Source organism: Candidatus Rokuibacteriota bacterium (assembly GCA_016188005.1).
GTDB lineage: Bacteria > Methylomirabilota > Methylomirabilia > Rokubacteriales > CSP1-6 > UBA12499.
The window spans coordinates 47424-66908 of the sequence record JACPIQ010000044.1 but is presented as its reverse complement, the minus strand read 5'-3'; the positions used below and the strand labels follow the sequence as shown (position 1 = coordinate 66908).

Annotated in this window: 26 protein-coding genes; 19 read left to right on the top strand and 7 right to left on the bottom strand. The window is 69.9% G+C overall.

The window, feature by feature from the left end:
• The 6 genes from HYV93_09115 to HYV93_09090 all read left to right on the top strand — a co-directional run.
• Positions 1–265, top strand: a 265-nt coding sequence (locus tag HYV93_09115; protein MBI2526128.1) for an enoyl-CoA hydratase, incomplete at its 5' end; no start/stop codon positions are given.
• A 13-nt stretch (positions 266–278) separates the two neighbouring features.
• A complete protein-coding gene (locus tag HYV93_09110) occupies positions 279–1430 on the top strand; it encodes an acyl-CoA dehydrogenase family protein (protein MBI2526127.1) in 1152 nt (383 codons plus the stop codon).
• Positions 1430–2599: a thiolase family protein gene (locus tag HYV93_09105; GenBank protein MBI2526126.1), complete on the top strand. Its 1170-nt coding sequence runs from the start codon at positions 1430–1432 to the stop codon at positions 2597–2599. The genes HYV93_09110 and HYV93_09105 overlap by 1 nt, the downstream gene beginning before the upstream one ends.
• 22 nt (positions 2600–2621) lie before the next feature.
• Positions 2622–3047 carry a Zn-ribbon domain-containing OB-fold protein gene (locus tag HYV93_09100; GenBank protein ID MBI2526125.1) on the top strand — a complete coding sequence of 142 codons (426 nt, stop codon included), beginning with the start codon at positions 2622–2624 and terminating at the stop codon, positions 3045–3047.
• Between the two features lie 592 nt (positions 3048–3639).
• Positions 3640–3852, top strand: coding sequence for a hypothetical protein (locus tag HYV93_09095; protein ID MBI2526124.1), 213 nt, complete (start codon positions 3640–3642; stop codon positions 3850–3852).
• A gap of 243 nt (positions 3853–4095) precedes the next feature.
• A complete protein-coding gene (locus tag HYV93_09090; protein MBI2526123.1) occupies positions 4096–4608 on the top strand; it encodes a hypothetical protein in 513 nt (170 codons plus the stop codon).
• Positions 4609–4694: 86 nt separating this feature from the next.
• Here the strand turns inward: HYV93_09090 and HYV93_09085 are convergent, their stop codons facing one another.
• Together HYV93_09085 and HYV93_09080 are read right to left on the bottom strand one after the other, a co-directional pair.
• Complete coding sequence (locus HYV93_09085) at positions 4695–5027, bottom strand: XRE family transcriptional regulator (protein ID MBI2526122.1); 333 nt, start codon at positions 5025–5027, stop codon at positions 4695–4697.
• Positions 5020–5352, bottom strand: a complete 333-nt coding sequence (locus HYV93_09080) for a type II toxin-antitoxin system RelE/ParE family toxin (GenBank protein MBI2526121.1) — start codon at positions 5350–5352, stop codon at positions 5020–5022. Before HYV93_09080 ends, HYV93_09085 begins: the two co-directional genes overlap by 8 nt.
• A 145-nt stretch (positions 5353–5497) precedes the next feature.
• Here HYV93_09080 and HYV93_09075 point away from each other — a divergent pair, with 145 nt between their 5' ends.
• The 10 genes from HYV93_09075 (at position 5498) to HYV93_09030 (ending at position 12128) form a co-directional block, all read left to right on the top strand.
• A complete protein-coding gene (locus tag HYV93_09075; protein MBI2526120.1) occupies positions 5498–6766 on the top strand; it encodes a type II restriction endonuclease in 1269 nt (422 codons plus the stop codon).
• 106 nt (positions 6767–6872) lie between these two features.
• Entirely contained in the window at positions 6873–7262 is a 390-nt protein-coding gene (locus HYV93_09070) for a hypothetical protein (protein MBI2526119.1), read from the top strand.
• Positions 7263–7529: 267 nt separating this feature from the next.
• Positions 7530–7772: a DUF2442 domain-containing protein gene (locus HYV93_09065; GenBank protein MBI2526118.1), complete on the top strand. Its 243-nt coding sequence runs from the start codon at positions 7530–7532 to the stop codon at positions 7770–7772.
• A gap of 104 nt (positions 7773–7876) precedes the next feature.
• Complete coding sequence (locus HYV93_09060) at positions 7877–8197, top strand: hypothetical protein (GenBank protein MBI2526117.1); 321 nt, start codon at positions 7877–7879, stop codon at positions 8195–8197.
• A 255-nt stretch (positions 8198–8452) separates the two neighbouring features.
• Positions 8453–8671 (top strand): BrnA antitoxin family protein, encoded by a 219-nt coding sequence (locus HYV93_09055; protein MBI2526116.1) that lies wholly within the window; start codon positions 8453–8455, stop codon positions 8669–8671.
• A 64-nt stretch (positions 8672–8735) separates the two neighbouring features.
• Positions 8736–9020 (top strand): hypothetical protein, encoded by a 285-nt coding sequence (locus tag HYV93_09050; GenBank protein MBI2526115.1) that lies wholly within the window; start codon positions 8736–8738, stop codon positions 9018–9020.
• 9 nt (positions 9021–9029) lie between these two features.
• A complete protein-coding gene (locus HYV93_09045; GenBank protein ID MBI2526114.1) occupies positions 9030–9419 on the top strand; it encodes a MaoC family dehydratase N-terminal domain-containing protein in 390 nt (129 codons plus the stop codon).
• Positions 9419–9808, top strand: a complete 390-nt coding sequence (locus tag HYV93_09040; protein ID MBI2526113.1) for a MaoC family dehydratase — start codon at positions 9419–9421, stop codon at positions 9806–9808. Before HYV93_09045 ends, HYV93_09040 begins: the two co-directional genes overlap by 1 nt.
• A complete protein-coding gene (locus HYV93_09035; protein MBI2526112.1) occupies positions 9805–10989 on the top strand; it encodes an acyl-CoA/acyl-ACP dehydrogenase in 1185 nt (394 codons plus the stop codon). The genes HYV93_09040 and HYV93_09035 overlap by 4 nt, the downstream gene beginning before the upstream one ends.
• Before the next feature lie 500 nt (positions 10990–11489).
• Positions 11490–12128, top strand: a complete 639-nt coding sequence (locus HYV93_09030) for a PEP-CTERM sorting domain-containing protein (GenBank protein ID MBI2526111.1) — start codon at positions 11490–11492, stop codon at positions 12126–12128.
• A 90-nt stretch (positions 12129–12218) separates the two neighbouring features.
• Here HYV93_09030 and HYV93_09025 read toward each other — a convergent pair whose 3' ends face one another.
• Positions 12219–13490: an anaerobic sulfatase maturase gene (locus HYV93_09025; GenBank protein ID MBI2526110.1), complete on the bottom strand. Its 1272-nt coding sequence runs from the start codon at positions 13488–13490 to the stop codon at positions 12219–12221.
• Between the two features lie 136 nt (positions 13491–13626).
• Between HYV93_09025 and HYV93_09020 the strand changes: the two genes are divergently transcribed.
• Complete coding sequence (locus HYV93_09020) at positions 13627–14451, top strand: DUF2236 domain-containing protein (protein MBI2526109.1); 825 nt, start codon at positions 13627–13629, stop codon at positions 14449–14451.
• Position 14452: 1 nt separating this feature from the next.
• Here HYV93_09020 and HYV93_09015 read toward each other — a convergent pair whose 3' ends face one another.
• The gene (locus tag HYV93_09015; protein MBI2526108.1) at positions 14453–15601 is read right to left on the bottom strand and encodes a CoA transferase; all 1149 of its coding nucleotides are present in this window, start codon (positions 15599–15601) and stop codon (positions 14453–14455) included.
• 171 nt (positions 15602–15772) lie between these two features.
• Between HYV93_09015 and HYV93_09010 the strand changes: the two genes are divergently transcribed.
• Positions 15773–16396 (top strand): nitroreductase family protein, encoded by a 624-nt coding sequence (locus tag HYV93_09010; protein MBI2526107.1) that lies wholly within the window; start codon positions 15773–15775, stop codon positions 16394–16396.
• A 27-nt stretch (positions 16397–16423) separates the two neighbouring features.
• On the opposite strand, the gene HYV93_09005 is transcribed toward HYV93_09010, so the two are convergent.
• Genes HYV93_09005 through amrS form a run of 3 tightly spaced genes read right to left on the bottom strand, consistent with a single transcriptional unit; the run spans position 16424 to position 18507 of the window.
• Complete coding sequence (locus HYV93_09005; GenBank protein MBI2526106.1) at positions 16424–17095, bottom strand: dienelactone hydrolase family protein; 672 nt, start codon at positions 17093–17095, stop codon at positions 16424–16426.
• A gap of 31 nt (positions 17096–17126) precedes the next feature.
• Positions 17127–17417: a PilZ domain-containing protein gene (locus tag HYV93_09000; protein MBI2526105.1), complete on the bottom strand. Its 291-nt coding sequence runs from the start codon at positions 17415–17417 to the stop codon at positions 17127–17129.
• A gap of 31 nt (positions 17418–17448) precedes the next feature.
• Positions 17449–18507: an AmmeMemoRadiSam system radical SAM enzyme gene (amrS, locus tag HYV93_08995; protein MBI2526104.1), complete on the bottom strand. Its 1059-nt coding sequence runs from the start codon at positions 18505–18507 to the stop codon at positions 17449–17451.
• A gap of 109 nt (positions 18508–18616) precedes the next feature.
• On the opposite strand from amrS, the gene amrB reads away from it, so the two are divergent.
• Positions 18617–19465 carry an AmmeMemoRadiSam system protein B gene (amrB, locus tag HYV93_08990; protein ID MBI2526103.1) on the top strand — a complete coding sequence of 283 codons (849 nt, stop codon included), beginning with the start codon at positions 18617–18619 and terminating at the stop codon, positions 19463–19465.
• The last annotated feature ends 20 nt before the right edge of the window (positions 19466–19485 follow it).

The following is a 19485-nucleotide window of genomic DNA, read 5'->3' as shown; positions in this document are numbered from 1 at the left end:
CGTCAACCGCGTCGTGCCGGCCGACGGGCTCCTGGAGGCCTGCCGCGCGATGGCGGCCGCCATCGTCCGCAACAGCCCCATCGCCGTGCGCCAGGCCAAGAAGGCCATCGACGAGGGCGCCGATCTCTCGCTGGACCAGGGCCTCGTCGTCGAGGCCGAGGCCTGGCTGGTGAACTTCTGCTCCACCGATCGCGTCGAGGGGCTGCGCGCCTTTGTGGAGAAGCGCCGCCCCGCCTGGCGCGGTCACCACGGGGGATCGGGGTAGCAGGGCCGCGGCCGTGGACTTCCAGTTCTCCGCCGAGCACGAGAGGCTGCGCGAGATGGTGCGCCGCTTCTCGGAGACGGAGATGCGGCCGCTCGTGGAGGAGGCGGAGGAGACCGAGCGCTTCCCCCGCGGGCTCTTCAAGCGCTGGGCTGACCTCGGGCTCCTGGGCGCGCGCTACCCCGTGGCCGACGGCGGGGCGGGCAGCGACAAGATATCCGACTGCATCATCCGCGAGGAGATGGCGCGCGTGTGCCAGAGCTTCGCCGCCGTCTGGTCCGCGCACACCCATCTCGGCATCTGGCCCATCTGGCGCGCCGGCACTGCCGCCCAGAAGCAGCGCTTCCTCGCCCCCGCCCTCCGCGGCGAGAGGATCTCGGGCTTCGCCCTCTCCGAGCCCGACGGCGGCTCCAACATCCGCGCCCTCAGGACGCAGGCGCGGAAGGTGGCCGGCGGCTACGCGATCAGCGGGAGCAAGACCTTCATCACCAATGCCCCCATCGCCGACTTCCTCCTGCTGGCCGCGCGGACCCGCCCCGAGCTCACCGCCGAGGCGATCAGCCTCTTCATCCTCGAGCTGCCCTGCCACGGTGTCAGCATCTCGCCGCTCAAGAAGGAGGGGATCCGGGGCTCCGAGACCGGCCTCATCGCGCTGGAGGAGGCCTTCGTCCCCGACGACTGCCTCCTCGCCGAGCGCGAGGGCAATTACCCGGTGGTGCTGGAGAGCCTGGTCGAGAACCGCGTCGGCGTCTCCGCCAACTGTCTCGGGATCTCCCGCGCGGCGCTCGAGGCCGCGGACCGCTACGCCCATGAGCGCATCGCCGACGGCCGCCCCATCGGCCAGCACCAGGCCGTGGCCCATCGCCTCGCCGACATGGCCGCCGAGATCGAGGCGGTGCGCTGGCTCGTCTACTACGGCGCCTGGCGCGTGGACAGGGGCGACCTCGACCCCGCCACGGCCTCCCGGGTGAAGCTCGTCGCCAGCGAGACCGCCGTGAAGGTCACCCGGGATGCCATGCAGATCCTGGGCGGCAACGGGCTCATGCGCGAGTACCCCGTGGCGCGCTACCATCGCGACGCCCTCGTCTATGTGATCGGCGAGGGCACCAGCGAGATCCAGCGCAACATCATCGCCCGCGCCATGGGCCACCTCGGCGGCAGCCGCTGATGGCTGGCCCGCCCCCGTCCCGGCGCGCGCGGCTCAGCGGCGTCGGCGACACCGCCTTCGGCGCCCTGCCGGGCTCGAGCGTGCTCGGCATCCACGCCCAGGCCGCCCGCCAGGCGATCGCCGATGCCGGACTCACCCAGGGCGACGTGGACGGCGTCCTCTGCGCCTATTCCCTGGTCGAGCCCCACCTGATGCTCTCCTCCGTGGTGGCCGAGTACCTCGGCATCCGCCCCGCGTACTCGCTCGGCATGATGCTGGGCGGCGCCACCGGCTGCGCCATGATCATGCAGGCGGCCATGCTCGTGGAGTCCGGCCGCTGCCGTCACGTCCTGGTGGTGGCGGGCGACATGCGCCTGACGGGCATGTCGCGGGACGGGGCCGTGGCCGCCCTGGCCCGCGTGGGGCACCCGCAATTCGAGGTGCCCTATGGCCCCAATATCCCCGCCTACTACGGCCTCGTCGCGAGCCGCTACATGCACGAGCAGGGGGCCACGCCCGAGCAGCTCGCCCACATCGCCGTGACCATGCGCCGTCACGCCGGCCTCCACCCCGGCGCCCACATGCGCGAGCCCATCACCGTGGCGGATGTGCTCGCCTCGCGCATGATCGCCCGGCCGCTGCGTCTCCTCGACTGCTGCCTCGTCTCAGACGGCGCGGCCGCGGTGGTGGTCAGCGCGGCTGACGCCTCGGGCGGAACGCGCGACTCGCGCATCGCCCTGCTCGGCGCGGGGCAGGGGCACACCCACGAGCATGTGAGCCAGGCGCCGAGCCTCACCGACTTCGGCTGCCACGAGGCGTCATCCCGCGCCCTGGGCGAGGCGGGGGTGACGCCCGCGGCGGTGGACGTGGCGGAGATCTACGACTCCTTCACGATCACGCTCCTCATCGAGCTCGAGTCCATGGGCTTCTTCGCCAAGGGCGAGGCCGGTCCGGCCATCGCCGCGGGGGCGCTGGGCCTCGCGGGCCGGCTTCCCACCAACACCCACGGCGGCCTCCTCTCCTTCGGCCACTCCGGCGCGGCCGGCGGGCTCACCCACGTGGTGGAGGCCGTGCGCCAGCTCCGCGGCGAGGCCGACGCCCGTCAGGTCCCCGACGCGCGGCTGGCCTTCGTCCACGGCGACGGCGGCATCCTCTCCGCCCATTGCTCCCTGGTGCTGGCGCGCGCATGAGCCCGCGGGCCGGGGAGGCGCGATGACCGAGATCGGCAAGCCCGTGCCGCAGCCGACGCCCGAGAGCCAGCCCTACTGGGACGGTTGTCTCCGCGGCGAGCTCCTGTACCAGCATTGCGCCGCCTGCAACCGCGCCCAGTTCTACCCCCGCTCGGCCTGCGCCTCCTGCGGCGCCACGGCCCTCGAGTGGCGGCGTTCCGAGGGCCGCGGGACCCTCCATGCCGTCACCGTGGTCTACCGACCCCCGTCGGCCGCCTTCAAGCCCGACGTCCCCTATGCCGTGGCCCTGGTGGACCTCGACGAGGGCTTCCGCATGATGGCCAATGTCCTGAGCGCCGCCCCCGAGGCCGTCGCCATCGGCGACCGTGTCACGGTGACCTTCGAGCGCCGCGGCGACATCGCCCTCCCCCAGTTCCGCCCTTGCGCCAGCCCAGGAGAGGACCTATAGTCTCAGCATCGTGGCGGCGCAGGCCAGCGTGCCGATCGTCGGGAGAATCCTGACAGCCCAGGAGCGTCTGAACCACCTGGATGCAAGCACGGCGATGACTCGCACGCACGTGCTCACCCGGGGCCCGGCGAGCCCGCCGAGCCCCGCCGACCGCCGACCGGCACCCAGCCCTTCCGGACCCGCCTCGCCGGTTCCGCAGAGAAAGGACGCCGGCCGCGCGCCGACCCGCCATAAGGGGCCGCCGTTCCAGGCTGATCTTACCTTCCGGCGACCAGCTCAATCGGGCCTCTATACTGCAGCGCGCGCTGCGTCACCGTTTCTCGCTGGTTCCTCCGAATTCACGTTGGCAGCCACAGGCAAAGACCCCGGGAGGAGTGATCCATGGGAAAATCACGGAGGGGCAAACGGAACGCGGACCCGGCCGTTGAGGTGTTGAAGGACATCCTCATCACCCAACTCGGGCTTGCGGGCGTCCAGCAACAGAACATTCGGAAGGTCGTTGGCTGCAGCATCAATCGCGTCAACGCCATCGTGAAACACCTGAAGAGCACCAAGCGTGCCGAATAGAGGCGCTACCAAGCGAGGACCGCCGATGAAGACAGACGAGAAGATAATCGACCTCCTCACGCAGATTCTGAAGGTGGAGGCGATCCAGGCTGCTAGCAACAGGAGCGTCACTGAAGGCGCCAGGTTGCTCAAACTCGCAGGCCTGGACAACCAGACCATCGCAGAGGTCCTAAACACTTCCCCCGGAACGATCCGGACGCTTACGGCCAACCTGCGCTCAAAGAGAGGGACGCGGTAAATGCCATCAGAGGACCGCGCGGAGAAGCTCCTTGCCCTGCTGTTACTCCAGCATTTAAAGACCGCACCACAACGAGAGAAGGCGCTTCACTTAAGCCTTGCAGGCTTTACGAATACTGAGATTGCGGATCTGCTCCAGACGACAGCCGGCGTCGTGGCGCAATCTCTGTACGAGGCCCGTCGCGTGCCGAAGAAGAAACCGAAGACTCAAGGCTCACGGAAGTAGAGCCATCTCAGCGATCCGATGCCACCTACCACCGATTTCCGGTCCTACGCGTTTGACGCGCGCCGCGTCGATGCGGCGGGGAAGAACGTCGGGCAGAAAGTTTACTGGAAGCTGTACGCAATTGAAAACCTCGTCCGCGTGATGGCGCACTCGATACTGACGGCACAGGTCGGCTCGAACTGGTGGGCAGTGGCCGTCGATCCAGCAATCCAGGCCGGTGTGCAACGTCGACGCGCGGACTACACGAACCGGCCTTGGCACAGCACGCCCGGAAAGCACGACGTGTACTACGCGTTTCTATCGGACCTGAGCAGGATCATCACCGCAAATAGCCACCTATTCAAACCGGTGATACCGGACATTGATCAGTGGATCGCCCGCATAGAGCAGGTACGGCTGCCTCGCAATATCGTGGGGCACATGAACTGGCCTCATAAGACAGATCGCCAGCGCATTGATGTCGTGCATGCTGACCTCCACCAGCTCGTGCAACAGCTGGTAGGTTCTGGCACAGGACTCAGCATTCCGTGAGCATCCAGAAGACGAAGTCGGGTAACGCAGCTGCCCAACAGCAGGCTCGAGCGGCCCGGCTCGACGCCGGCCGTTCAGCCTGACCGTTATGCGGCGGGAGCGGGCGAGCCGGTTGAGATGATCCGCGACAACTCGCGGCGCGACGCTCCAAGGACGAGTAGCGACCTGATGAGGAGGTCCAGCGACACCGAGGGATCGCCCGCCTCCATCTTGGCGACGCGCGATTGGCTCGAGCGCAGCACCCTGGCGAGGTCCGCCTGCGTGAGTCGACGCCGCTGCCGTCGCTCGCGCAGGCTGGAGGCGAGGCGCACCTTCAGGTCGATGTACGCGGCCTCCTCGTCGCTCAGGCGGAGGAACTCCTGGGCACTACCGACCTTCCAGCCCATTGCTTGGAGACGCTTTCGCTTCTCGTCACGCACGGTCGTACTCCTTGAGTCGCCTGAAGCAGATGTCAAGGACGGACTTCGGCGTCGTGCGGGTGTTCTTGCTGAAGACCTCCAAGATCACGATCGCGTCCGGGTCGGCTCGGTACACGATTCTCCAGTCCGCCCCGACATCTCGGACGCGCAGTTCGTGACAGCGAGGTCCCAGGACCGGCAACGGCCTCGAGTAGGGTATACCAAGCACGTCCCCCTGTTGGAGCCGGCGAAGAAGATAGCCCGCCTCCAGCCTGGCTGCCTGCGAGAAGGGCGGCGTCTTGATCTCGCCGTGAAGCCAGACGAGCGGCTTGTCGCTCAAGCTCACGACGGGAATATATGTCAGATGCGACATGCCGTCAACGCATTCGCTCCGAACAACGCGTTTGAGCAGCCCGATGGGCCAATTCGGATGATGCGATCGTGAGTGAGGAAAGAGGGTGACCAGGGTGCCTGACGCGCAAAGGTCCACAATCGACCCCCTTCGTGGCCTCCTCACTCGGTGGCGTGATGACCCGTCCGGCACCTACCGCACGTGGTTCCTCTGGGAAGAGCGGCTCAAGAACTTCCGCTCGATCCGTCAGGGGATCTCGGCAGTGGTCGCCGAGATTGAAGCGGACAGTTTCGGCAACGCCTACAAGGGCTCTTCTCTCGAGACAGTCGTAGGGTCCATCGCAGAGCAGAGACAGATCTTCCGTGGCGCCGACCACGCGTTTCTCTGGAAACCCAAACTGCGCATCCCCGACATCTACGAGAACCGTCCGAATCAGCTCGCGTTCGCCCGTTTCCTCCAGACTTGCGCCTGCTGTGCCGGTGAGGAGGCTCAGGTGATCGGGGCCATCCAGGTCCTCGACCGCGCCGCGATCAAGGGCCTTGGCCCCGCGGTTGCCAATCTTCTCTACTTCCTCCACCCGACCGTGGTGCCGCCCTTCAACACCGCCATCGTGAAGGGCTACAACGCGGTGATGGGGGCCAAGGTGAAGCTGGGCCGGTGGGACGAATATTTGGCGATGCGGAGCGGGATCCGGGAGGTAAACACGAAGTACCGCGACCTTCTGTCCAACGACCTGGGCGCGATCGCGGGCCTGCTGTTCGATGTAGGGTCGGGCAGGTACCCGCCGCCGCCACGCGAGTCGGATGACGCTGCGCTCGCGCGATGGGAGCAGGATCTGGCTCGGATCCGCGCCGAGTCCGACCGAGCCAACTGGGCGATTCAGGCCGCCCGCGACGAGGAGCGCACGCACACCGAGATCCAGGGATGGCTGCGGGATCTAGGGACAGCCCTGGGATTCGGAGTGTGGGTCGCCAGCAACGACCGGAGCCGCCCCTACGGTGAGGGGCATTTGGCTGACGGGTGCCTCGGTCGCCTCCCCGAAGCGCTGGAAAACGCCCCGGCTGTCGAGACGATCCGCTTGATCGACATACTCTGGGTCGAACCGGCAACCGGTCGGGTAGCGGCCGCGTGCGAGGGCGAACACACGACGTCGATCCACTCCGGCATCGTACGGATGCTGGATCTTGCGCTCGGTTTCGGCCAGGCCGGACAGTCCTTGTTCCTGGTCGCCCCCGATGCCCGAGAGGCTGACGTCCGTGAACAGTTGAAGCGTCCTGCCTTCAGTCGGGTGGTCGATGTAGATGTTCGCTTCATCGCGTACGGGGAGTTGGCGAAGCACCGCGAGGCCATCGCCCGATTCGGACAGGGCATGAAGCCGATCGAGGCCATCGCCCGGAGGCTATCGTGAGGGCTGGCTCTCTCCCAGAAACGGCCCAACAAGCGCTTCCAGCAGACGCGCTTCGCGCGCAGCTGAAGCGCAGATCGTTCGCCCCTCTGATCCGGGAGGGCAGGTCGTGAATCGCCGAAAGGACCGGCTCCAGACACGAGAGGTTCGGTGGGAGGAAGTGTCGATCACCGGGGAGGCGGAGTACATCATCGCACGAGCAATCGCTGAGGACGCTCGGATCGTCTCGCTGCCGCCGCTCGTCTTCTTTTCGACGACAACCGGCGACGCCTGGATCCTCGACGCGGAGGACGGTCTGGCCGTCCAGCTAGCTGCAGCGAAGACCCGGCTGCCTTTCACGATCACCGAGACACCGGAGCGCTTCGCCATCGAGTGGCCTGGGACGTTCCGAATCGACGGCGGGACAATGATCTTTGCCGACAAAGCAGGCCGAGTGCGGACGATCGTCGGGTACCCGACCCAACAGATCGTAGCAGCCCTCGCCCGAGCCAGATCATGAAGCCATCAAGGGCTGGCGACAGCGGGTCGAACTTCGCAGTCGAGCAGACCGCTGGCTCGCATTCGCTCGCCACGGCTGGTCACCGCGGACGATGGCACGGACGCTTCGCGCCGCGCCATCGGGGGCGGCGGATTGACATCCGCCTGACGGGCGGCCCCCGCGAGCACGCTCGCGGTTCCTCCCGCCGCTCATCCGCCGCCCCTTTATGCGAAGATGGAGTGTGTGACGATTCGCGATTGAGCCACTGGAGTAAATCGGGGGGTAACCATGATCCACGCCGTTGAGGCGCGCTACGCTCGGGACTACGTGATACGGCTCCGTTTCAGTGACGGTCTTGCGGGTGAGGTGGACCTGCGCGAGGAACTCGGCGGCCCGATCTTCGAGCCTCTGCGCCAGCTCGAGGCATTTCGGTCCGTCCGCCTGCATCCAGAACTGCGTACGATCGTCTGGCCGAACGGCGCAGATCTCGCGCCGGAGTTCCTGCATGAGCGCGTGCGCGTTCCCGCATAACAGCAGGCGTGAACGGCCCGGCTCGACGCCGGCCGCTCAGCCTGGTCGTTCGGGAGCTCGGGCTGCCGGTAGTGCCCACAGGCCTTGCCCTCCGTGAGGTGTGCATGAAGATCGATATCGACAAGCTGACCGAGGCAGATCTCGTCGATCTGAACAACCGGATCGTTGAGCGGCTGCGATTCTTGAATCACATGCGGGCGCACGCGCAGATGCTGGAGTTCAAGATCGGCGATCGAGTGTCGTTTCAACCAGAAGGCCGCCCGATCGTGGTTGGGATGCTCACGCGCTACAACAAGAAGACGGTTACCGTCATTACCGAGAGCGGTCAGCGTTGGAACGTCGCTCCCGGACTCTTGCGTCGGCCGGAGGACACGCGCCGCGGCGACGGCGCCGCCCCGAACGTGATTCACCTGCACAAGCAGTGATTCAGGTGACAGTGCCAGACTGCGCGGTTCAGCGGGCTCCTGCCGAATCGCGAAGGTAAACATCACCAGGGTGCGCCGCTCCACCGCGGCCGCCGTCAGGGTGAGGGCGAGGACGCCGTGCGAAAGGAGCGGCGTGGTGAGGACTTCTGGGGCGCTGGAGGAGACGGGTGAAGGCCGTGGCGAAGCGACGTTCACCAGACCGCACCCGGGCCGGATCCGGAACACGGCCACGGGCCGCGTTCGCAGCGGCAGATGCTGCTCAACAAGTATGACTTCTCGAAGGGTCGTCGGAACCTGTACGCGAGCCGGCTCAAGCGCCAGGTAACCATTCGGCTCGATGCCCAGACTGTCAAGTACTTCAAGGGCATTTCGGGGGAGTGCGGGATCCCATATCAGACGCTGATCAACCTCTACCTGCGTGATTGCGCGGCAACCGGCAAGCGGCTGGCGCTCAATTGGAAGTCGGTGGCGTGAGGCGCGCGGGCGCATGGAACAGAAAGGTGTGTTCGCCGGGAAGCGGCCGGAAGACGTCTGAGCCATGCCGAATGGACACGCGGGGGAGCGAGATGCCGTCTGGCAGCGGAGCCGCGGCTGGGGGATCGTCTGGCAGGTCGGGGACGCGGCCTACTACCTGGGTCTCTTGGGGTCGATCTTCCTGCCGCTGGCCGTGGCCGCCATGGGTCTCGGCCGCTCCGGGTCCGGGTGGCGTGGAAGCGCGGGCCTCGCCGTCCTCCTGCTGGTCGCCTGCTTCCCGGCGGGCCTGGGCGCGTGCATCCTCCTCAAGGGGCTGGCTCGGCGTCGTACCGGCGTCGAGCGCCGCTGAGGGCTGCTGGTGCTGACCTTCGATCAGCTGGTGCCGGGCCGGGAGTTCGGCCGGCAGCCCTTCGACTGCAGCGCCGAGGTGCTCGAGCGCTGGCGCGCGATCTACCCGGAGCTGCCGCCGCCGGCCGGGGGCCGGGTGCCGCCGGGGCTGGCGGCGGTAATCGCCATCACGGCCTATGGCCGGCTCACCTCGCCCCGGCCCGAGGGCAACGTGCACGGCTCGCAGCGCTTCCGCTGGCGACGGCTGCCGTGCGTAGGCGAGCGGCTGGAGACGGTGGTGCGCCTGAAGAGCGCCGAGCTCCGGCAGGAGCGGCGCTGGGTGACCCTCGAGACCCTCACCAGCGACGCCGACGGCCAGCCTGTCCTCGAGGGCGAGATGGTCATTCTCTGGGCGCGGTGATGACGCCGCTCGAGCCCGGGCAGACGGAGACCGGCGGGACGCCGATCAGGATCACGCAGGAGCGGATCGGCCGCTACGCGGAGATCACGGAGGACTGGAACCCGCTCCACGTGGACGAGGCCTTCGCGCGCACGACGTCCTTCGGCGGCGTCATCGCTCACGGCATGCTGTCGCTCAATCTCGCGTGGGAGCTGCTGCGCGAGACCCACGGCGACGAGGGCATCGCGGGAGTCGAGCTGACGGTGCGCTTCAAGAAGCCCGTGAGGCCGGGCGACACGGTGCGGGCGCGCGCCCGGCGCGAGGCAGACGCGGCCGGAGGCTGGGAGGTGTGGATCGAGAACCAGGCGGGCGAGGCCGTGATCGCGGGCCACGCGCGGCCGGCCCCATGACGGAAGCGCGGGTCTCGTCGATCGGCGATCTCGACCTCACCGCGGAGCAGAAGCAGCTCGTCGCCAGCGTCGGGCGACTCACTCGCCGCTTCACGCGCGCGGAGTTTCTCCGCTGCCACCGCGAGGGGCGCTTCCCCGAGGAGGTGTGGCAGGAGCTGGCCACGCTGGGCGTCCTCGGCATCACGGTGCCCGAGGCCTATGGCGGCGCGGGGCTCGGCATCCAGGAGCTGGCCCTGGTGGAGGAGACGCTGGCCCGCGCGGGGGTGCCCATCGTGCTCCTGGTGGTGAGCCCGGGGCTCGGCGCCATCGTCGTCTCCCGCCACGGCTCGGAGGAGCAGAGGCGCCGCTGGCTGCCCGGCACCGTCACGGGGGCCAGCAAGTTCTGCTTCGCCATCACCGAGCCCGATGCCGGCACCAACACGTTCAGGATCCGCACCATGGCGCGGAAGGCGCCGGGCGGCTACCGGGTGAGCGGCCAGAAGACCTTCATCACGGGGATCGACGTGAGCGACCACATGCTGCTGGTGGCGCGCACGAGCCCGCTGGACCCCGCGCACCGCACGCGCGGGCTCTCGCTCCTCGTGGTGGATACCAAGGCTCCGGGGATCTCGCGCACGCGCATCGACACCCAGGTGTGCAAGCTGGAGACGCAGTGGGCGGTGTTCCTCGACGATGTCTTCGTGCCCGAGGGGGACCTGATCGGCGAGGAGGGGCGGGGGCTCCGCGCGCTCTTCGACGGGCTCAACCCGGAGCGGATCCTGGTGGCCTCCATGTGCGTGGGGCTGGGCGAGTACGTGCTGGACAAGGGCGTGGCGTACGCGAAGGGCCGCCAGGTCTTCGAGGGGCCCATCGCCGCCTACCAGGCCATCCAGCACCCGATGGCGCTGGCCAAGGCGCATCTCGAGCTGGCGCTCCTCATGAACCGGCGCGCCGCCCGCCTCTTCGACGGCGGCGAGGCCGCCGGCCCCGCGGCCAACATCGCCAAGCTCGCCGCCGCCGATGCGGCGCTCGAGGCCTTCGACATCTCGCTCCAGGCGCATGGCGGCAACGGCTTCACCAGCGACTACGATCTGCTGGACATCTACTCCTTCCTCCGGCTCCAGCGCACGGCGCCCGTGTCGCGCGAGATGATCCTCAACTACATCGGCGAGCATCTCCTCGGCATGCCCAAGTCCTACTGAATCGGTGGGCGCTCCCGGCAGCCGGGGGCATCGGAGCAGCGCGCCGGCTTCCCCGGATGTCGCGAGGTGTCGGGGATGCTTACGATCGAGCGCCGCGTCGAGGAGGCTGGCCATGACGATGGGCTCCTGTCGGTCCCTGACACGGCTCCCCGGGGCGCACCTCCTGGGTCCTTTGGCCTATCACCCGACCTCTCATTGGCAGGGCGCCCTCCTCGCGGGCCTCGAGAAGGTCCCCACGGCGGGCCCGAGGACATCAGCTGAGCCGCCGGCCGGCACGCTCAGCCGATCGAGGCTTCAGGCGCTTGGGAGGGGGTGTCCGGGATCTTTACGATCTTCGAATGAGGGCCCGCCGGCGAATCGACGCGACTCCCGGGGAGTTGCACTGTGACAGGGACTTGGGCGGCAGGCTCCCGGCCGGGCATCCGTCTTGCTCCACTTGACCTGGACTTGGGTGGAGCAGTTCCCAAGGTTCGAACCGCCTTTTCGATGGAGGATCGATCATGGACCGACGTCGAGCGGTGCTCGTGCTGGGGATGGCCGCGCTCCTGTTCGGCAGCGTCCCGGCGGCCAGCGCGAGCCTGATCACCAACGGGACCTTCGACACCGCTGTCCCGAGCAATGGCACCGGCGGCGGCTGGACCTCGGTGCACATCGACGGCGCCGGCGGGCATCGAACCACTGGCGGGAACCCCGATGCCATGTTCATCCTCAACGACGGCGGGGCGTCCGCGACGGACCCGACCATCAGCCAGCTGGTGTCGGGCCTCACCGTCGGCGCCGTCTATCTCGTCGCGGGGGACTACGCGAACGAGTACGGCTGCTGCGGCAGCATCACACATCTCTCCTTCGGGGTCTTGCTCGACGGAGTGGCTATCCTGGAGCTGACTGGCGCGCCGACCGACACCTTCGTGCCCTTCTCGACGACCTTCACGGCGACGAGCACGAGTCACACGATCGGCCTGGCGGCGGAGCGGAATGGCTCCGACTACGAAGCCAAGATCGACAACATCGCGCTGACGCTCCAGGCGCCCCCGCCACCACCGCCCCCCAGCGGCATCCCGGAGCCCGCCTCGGCTCTCCTCCTCGGCGCGGGCCTGCTCCTCCTCGCGGGTGCCGTCCGGAGGCGCTCCCGGAAGTAGGCCCGACTCTTCGCGGCCCCGGCCAGCCGCATGCAGCCCCGAGGCTGCTGAGCGGGGAGCTCGACGGCACGCCGGTGTCGCGCTGAGCCGTCAGCGCGCCGGCTTCCCCAGACAGCAGCGCTTGTACTTCTTCCCGCTGCCGCAGGGGCAGAGGTCGTTGCGCCCGGCTTGCTGCGCCGCGCTCCGGTCCGCCGCCCGCATCTCCTGCATCAGCCGCTCCATGGGCTGTCCGGCCCGCCAGACGGCGGCGAGGCGTTCGAGGGCCGGCCGGCTGTGGGTGAAGAAGCGCTTGAAGCCGGCGCAGAGGTAGTTGAGGCCGGGCTCGCCGTCGGGGGTGCGGATGAAGCGGTCCTTGGGGCAGCCGCCATTGCACATGGCCAGCACCGCGCACTCCCGGCAGTAGCGGGGCAGGCTCTCCCGCTTGGCCTGCCCGAACCGGCGCTGGGGCTCGCCGTCCACGAGCGCCGCCAGGGGCGTCTCCCTGATGTTGCCGAGGCGGTGGGCCGGGTCCACGAAGTGGTCGCAGGCGTAGAAGTCGCCGTTGTGCTCGACCACGGGGACGTCCCCGCACTCCTCCCGGAAGTGGCAGAGCGCGTGCGGCAGCCCGCAGGCCGGGCGCGCCGCCTCGTCGAAGATCTGCACCGTGAGGCGGCCCACGTCCTGGCGCACCCACTCGTCGAAGATCGCGCAGAGGAACTCCCCGTAGGCCAGCGGCGGCACCGAGTGCGGGGTCACCCCGCCCGAGCCGTCGCGCAGCGGCTCCACGAAGGGGAGGAACTGCAGATGGCGGGCGCCGATCTCCTTGAAGAAGCGGTACACCGCCATGGGCGAGCCCGCGTTGTCGGCATGGACCACGCAGAGGATGTCCGTGGCCACCCGGTGCTGCTGGAGCAGACGCCAGGCGCGCATGACGGCCTTGTGGGTGGGCTTCTGCCCCTTGGTCACGCGGTGCCGGTCGTGGAGCTCCTGCGGGCCGTCGAGGGAGAGCCCCACGAAGAAGCCCTCGGCGGCGAGGAAACGGCCCCACTCCTCGTCGAGCGTGGTCCCGTTGGTCTGGAGCCCGTTGGTGATCCGCCGCCCCGCCGGCTGATGCTTGCGCTGGAGCGCCACGATCTTCCGGAAGTAGTCGAGCCCGAGCAACGTGGCCTCGCCGCCATGCCACTGGAAGTTGATCAGGGGGCGTGGCGCGGCGGCGATGTGCTGGACGATGTAGGCCTCCAGCAGGTCGTCGGGCATCCGCGGCGCGGCGGTGGCGGGGTAGAGCTGCTGCTTGTCGAGGTAATAGCAGTAGTCGCAGTCCAGGTTGCAGAGGGCCCCGATGGGCTTGACCATCACCTGGAACTCCCGCGAGGCGGCCGCCATCACCTGTCTCTCCCGTCCGCGGTCACCATATGCCCCGATACCGCCAGATGGACGCCCGCCCTGTCAAGCCTCGCCGCCCGCGGGATAATGACGGTGAGGGAGGACCGGCGTGACGGAAGGACGGGGGCCTGACAGCATGTCGTGGCGGCTCCACCGCGAGGTCGTGCTGCTTGCCGGCTGGGGACGGGCGATCCTCCTCCAGATCGCCCACCCGCTGGTGGCGCGCGGCGTGGCCGAGCACAGCACCTTCCTGCGGGAGCCGCGGGAGAGGTGGCAGAGGCTCGCCCGCACCCTCCGCGCCATGCTGGCGCTCACCTTCGGCACGGAGGAGGAGCGGCAGCAGGCCGCAGCGGGCATCCGTCACATCCACGCGCGCGTGAATGGCCTTCTCCCCGAAGCGGCCGGGCGCTTCTCGCCGGGCACCGCGTACACGGCCGAGGATCCGGCGCTGCTCGGCTGGGTACATGCCACGCTGGTGGACTCCTTCCTGCTCACCTACGAGCTCTTCGTCGGCCCGCTCGGGCGCGCCGACAGGGACCGCTACTGCGTGGAGGCCGCCGGCATCGAGCCGCTGCTGGGCATCCCCCCAGGCGTCCTGCCCAGGAGCATGCCCGCGCTCCGGACGTCCATGGAGGAGATGCTCGCGAGCGGTGCCATCGCCGTGACGCCGACGGCGCGGGAACTGGCCTCGGCCATCGTGACGCCGCCCGTGCCGCTGATCGCGCGCCCGCTCCTGCCGCTGCTCCGGCTGCCCACGGTGGGGCTCCTCCCGTCGGCGATCCGCGCCGCCTACGGCTTTCCCTGGGACGCTCGCCGCGACCGGGCGCTCCGTCTCTCGGCGGCAATCGTGCGGCGACTGCTGCCGCTCTGCCCTTCGCTGATCAGGCACTGGCCGGCCGCCCGCGCGGCCTATGCTCGCGCGCGGCGCGGGCCAGCGCCCGGCGAGGCGGGCGCGGCCTGACTCAGCCGAGCGCGCCCGCCGCCCTGAGCGCCGCGATGTCGGCCGCCGAGAAGCCCCAGTCCCCGAGCGCCTCCTCCGTGTGCTCGCCGGGACGGGCGGGAGGGCGCTGGATGGCCGCCGGCGTGCGCGAGAAGCGCGGCGCCGGCGCCGGCTGCTCGATGCCGTCCACCTCCACGAAGGTGCCGCGCGCGCGGTTGTGCGGGTGCTGGAGCGCCTCGGAGTAGGAGAGCACGGGGGCGAAGCAGACGTCGCTGCCCTCCATGATGGCGCGCCACTCCTCGCGCGTCTTGCTCTTGAACGTCGCCGCCAGCCGCGCGCGCAGCTCGGGCCACTGCGTCCGGTCCCACTGCTTCGGGGGGGTGTCGGCGGCCAGCCCGGTGAGGCGCATCAGCTCACCATAGAACCGTTTCTCCAGCGAGCCGATGGCCACGTACCTGCCGTCCTTCGTCTCGTACACGTCGTACCAGGGCGCGCCCGAGTCGAGGACGTTGTCGCCGCGCTCCTCGCTCCAGATCCCCATGGCGCGGAGCCCGAAGACAGCCGTGGAGAGCGAGGCCGAGCCGTCCACCATGGAGACGTCCACCACCTGGCCGCGGCCGGACCGGGCCGCCTCCAGCAGCGCGCAGACCACGCCGAAGGCCAGGTACATGCCGCCACCGCCGAAATCGCCCACCAGGTTGAGTGGCGGCACCGGCGGCCCGCCATGGCGGCCGATGGCGTGGAGCACGCCCGACAGCGCGATGTAGTTGATGTCGTGGCCGGCGGCATGCGCCATGGGCCCGTCCTGCCCCCAGCCCGTCATCCGCCCGTAGACGAGCCGCGGATTCGCGGCCAGGCACTCGTCGGGCCCCAGCCCGAGCCGCTCCATCACGCCGGGGCGGAAGCCCTCGATCAGCGCATCCGCGCCCGCGACGAGGCGCTTGACGGCGCCGATGCCCGCCGCGCGCTTGAGATCGATGGCCACCGAGCGGCGGCCGCGATTGAGGAGGCTCTTGCGCGGATCGCCGGCGAAGCCGATGTCGGCCTCGGCGGTGCGGTCCACGCGGAGCACCTCCGCTCCCATGTCCGCCAGCATCATCGCGCAGAACGGCCCCGGCCCGATCCCGGCGATCTCGACGACCTTGATCCCTGCCAGCGGTCCCGTGCTCATCGCGCCTCCTCACTCCCGGGGTCAGGTCTTGCAATCCAGCACGCGGGCCCGGCCCCGCCGCTGCTGCGCTGCCGGCGATACAAGTTGACCAACGCCCTGACCCATATCACAGTGCAAGACCGTACCCATAGCGATGTCGGAATGCAAGACCTGACCCCAGGAGGAGGCGTCATGGACCATCACCGGCTTGCGATGCCCGTCGGCGAGGCGATGTTCACCCAGCGCTCCATCCGGCGCTTCCGGCCGGACCCGATCCCGATGGAGGACCTCCGGCTCATCCTGGAGGCGGCGGCCAAGGCGCCCAACGGCGGCAACCGCCAGATCGCGCGCTTCCTGGCCGTCACGGACCGCGCGCTCATCAGGCAGTTCGGCGCGCTCTACCGGGAGGCGTGGTGGGCCAAGCGCTGGGACGATCACCGCTGGACGAAGCCGGAGGACATTCCCGTGGAGGACCGCACTCACCGCTCCGCGATGGGGCTCGCGGACGAGATGAAGGACGTCCCCTGCGTCGTCTTCGCGCTCGCGGAGCCGCCCGGGGCGGCCAACTCGGTGATCCCCGCCTGCCAGAACCTCATGCTGGCCGCCCGCGCGCTCGGCATCGGCTCGGTCCCGACCACGCTCCACGCCAAGGTCATGGACCGTTTCCGCGCCATGTTCGGCATCCCGGAGCCGGTCGCGTTCCACTTCTGCATCCCGCTGGGCTATCCGCGCGGGTCGTTCGGCCCGAACACGCGGCGCCCGACGTCGGAGACGACGTCGCTCGACCGCTGGGGCGCGCCCGTGCCCTGGGCGTAGCCGCCGGCGCTCGCCGGGGCGCGCCCGCTACCCGACGTGGCGGCGCAGGAACTCCAGCGTGCGCGTGCGGGCCAGCGTCGCGCTGGGCGCGTGGTACGAGGCGCGCTCGTCGCAGTTGAAGCCGTGCCCCGCGGGATAGATGTGCACGGGGATGGCCGGGTGCGCGGCCATCACGCGCTGGTACTGCTCCGCGGGGATCGAGGCATCCGTCTCGCCGAAGTGGAGCAGCACGGGGCAGCGCGGCCGCTCCTCCACCGCCGCGGCGATGCCGCCGCCGTAGTAGCCCACCGCGGCGGCCACGCCCTCGATGCGCGTGGCGGCCAGCCACGCGAGCGTCCCGCCCATGCAGTAGCCCACCACGCCCACCTGGAGGCCGGCCGCCGCCAGGGCGCGCACGGCGGCGCGCACGTCCTTGACCATGTCGCCCATGTCGACCTTGCCGCGGATGCTGCGCCCGCGCTCGAGGTCGTCCTGGCTGTAGCCGAGCATGATCCCGCGCTCCACGCGGTCGAAGAGCGCTGGCGCCAGCGCGACGTAGCCGTCGGCGGCGAAGCCGTCGCAGACCTTCTGGATGTGGGGGTTGACGCCGAAGATCTCCTGGACGATGACGAGGCCGCCGCGGGGCTGGCCCGCGGGCGCCACGCGGTAGGCGGAGAGGCGGTGGCCGTCCTCGGCGGTGAGCGTCAGGGACTCGCGCATGATCGAGGCTCCTTTCCCGGACGTGACGATCTCAGACCGGCAGGCGGACCGTCATCTTCAGGCCCGCGCCCTTGCCGCTGACGTGGCGGACCTCGCCGAGCGCCACGAGCGTGTTGCCCTTGCCGGCCACGAGCTCCACCCAGTAGGAGTGGCCGACCTTGAGCGTCACCGTGGGCGCCGTGACCACGAGGATGCCGTACGCGCTCACGTCCACCGTGCGGCCGACCAGGGTCTCCTCGTCCACCTGCACGCGGACGGCCCAGGCCGCAGGGACGCGGGGGTGACGCCGGCGCTCGACTGTGGCCTGCCTCGCTGAGCCCATATGAGCGTCTAAGGAAAGCACGCCGGCGCGCTCAGCGCAAGTCAAAGCGCGCCTCCCAGACCCCGGCGATGGCGGTGGCGCAGCCCGGACACCGGCCATCCGCCAGCGCGCTGGCGACCACCGCGAAGCCGCGCCGGCGGATGAGCTCCCGCCCGCAGCCCGGGCAGCGGGTGCTCTCGAAGGGATCGCCCGGGACATTGCCCGTGTACACGTAGCGGAGGCCCGCGTCCTGGCCGATCCGCGCCGCCCGGTGGAGCGCGGCGGTGGAGGTGGGCGGCACGTCCCGCATCCTGTAGGCGGGGGAGAAGGCCGAGACGTGCCAGGGCATGTCACGGTCCACGGAGGCGAGCCAGGCGGCGAGCGCCCGCAGCTCCTCGTCCCCGTCGTTGTGCCCGGGCACCAGGAGGGTCGTCACCTCGACCCAGATGGCGCGCTCACGCAGGCCGCGGATCGTGTCGAGGACGGGCGCAAGGGTGGCGCCGCAGACCTTCCGGTAGTAGCGGTCGGAGAAGCTTTTGAGGTCCACGTTGGCGCCGTGGAGCACCGGGGCGACGAGGGCCAGCGCCTCCGCCGTCATGTAGCCATTGGTGACGAACACGTTCCCGAGGCCCGCCGCCGCGGCGAGCCGGCTCGTCGCCAGCGCCAGCTCGAGGAAGACGGTGGGCTCGGTGTAGGTGTAGGCGATGGAGGCGCAGCCGGCCGCGCGCGCGGCCCGCACCACCTCGGCCGGGGAGGTCCGCTCCCCCGGGATCCGCCCGGCATGCGCGCGGGGCCACTGGGAGATGGACCAGTTCTGGCAGAAGAGGCAGTGGAAGTTGCAGCCGACGGTGGCGATGGAATAGGCACGCGTACCGGGCAGGAAGTGGAAGAACGGCTTCTTCTCGATCGGGTCCACCTCGGCGCTGACGCTGCGATCCGCCACGAGGGTGACCAGCATGCCGTCCCGGTTCTCCCTCACGCCGCAGATCCCGCTGAGCCCCGGGCGGATGCGGCAGCGGTGTGCGCAGAGATGACACACGACGCTCCCGTCGGGCTGGCGGCTCCAGAGCAGCGCCTCCGACGGGGTGGCGGGCGGGGCTTCGAGGCTCATCGGCTCCTCTCCGCCACACTATCCCATATCCGCTCTCTCCGGGCGCGGCGGCCCCTCCCCCCGGCTGAGCGTCTTGCGCTAGAGTCGAGGTCAGAGGAGCCCCGGCACCATGGAGGTCCCGGCGGATGTCCGCCCGTCGCCCATTGCCGGCTCGTGGTACCCCGGCGACCCGCGGCGGCTCGCCCGGAGCGTGGACGACCACCTCGCGGCCGCGCGGCTGCCGGAGCTCATGGGCGCCGTGGTGGCGGTGGTGGCGCCCCATGCCGGGCACAGGTACTCCGGGCCCGTGGCCGGGTATGCCTTCGCCGCGCTGCGCGGGCTCGCGCCCGAGCTGGTGGCCGTGGTCGGCCCGCTCCACGACCTGCACCCCCACTGGCTCCTCACCTCCGGCCACACCGCCTACGAGACGCCGCTCGGCACGGTCCAGGTGGACCGGGACGCCGTCGGGCGCCTGGAGGCGCATCTCGGCCAGGACGGGGACACGGGGCTGGCGCGGATCAGGAACGATCGCGAGCACTCCCTCGAGATCGAGCTTCCCTTCCTTCAGCGCGTGCTCGCTGCGCCCTTCCGTCTCCTGCCGCTGATGGTGCGCACCCTCCGCCCCGATGCGCTGCGGGCCCTGGGACGCGCACTGGCCCGAGCCCTCGAGGGGCGGCCGACACTGCTCGTGGCGAGCACCGATCTCTCGCACTTCCACTCGCAGGCTGAGGCGACGCGGCTGGACGGGGAGATGCTCAGGCGGGTGGAGGCCCTCGATCCAGCCGCCGTGCTCAGCGCCGAGGCGGAGGGCAGGGGCGAGGCCTGCGGCGCGGGCGCCCTCGCCGCGGTGCTGTGGGCGGCGCGCGACCTCGGCGCGGACCGCGCCCGCGTGCTGCGACAGGCGACCTCGGGGGACGTGACAGGCGACCTCGACGAGGTGGTCGGCTACGGGGCCGCGGTGGTGACCCGCAGCGTGTAGGCGGAACTCCCCGGTGGCGC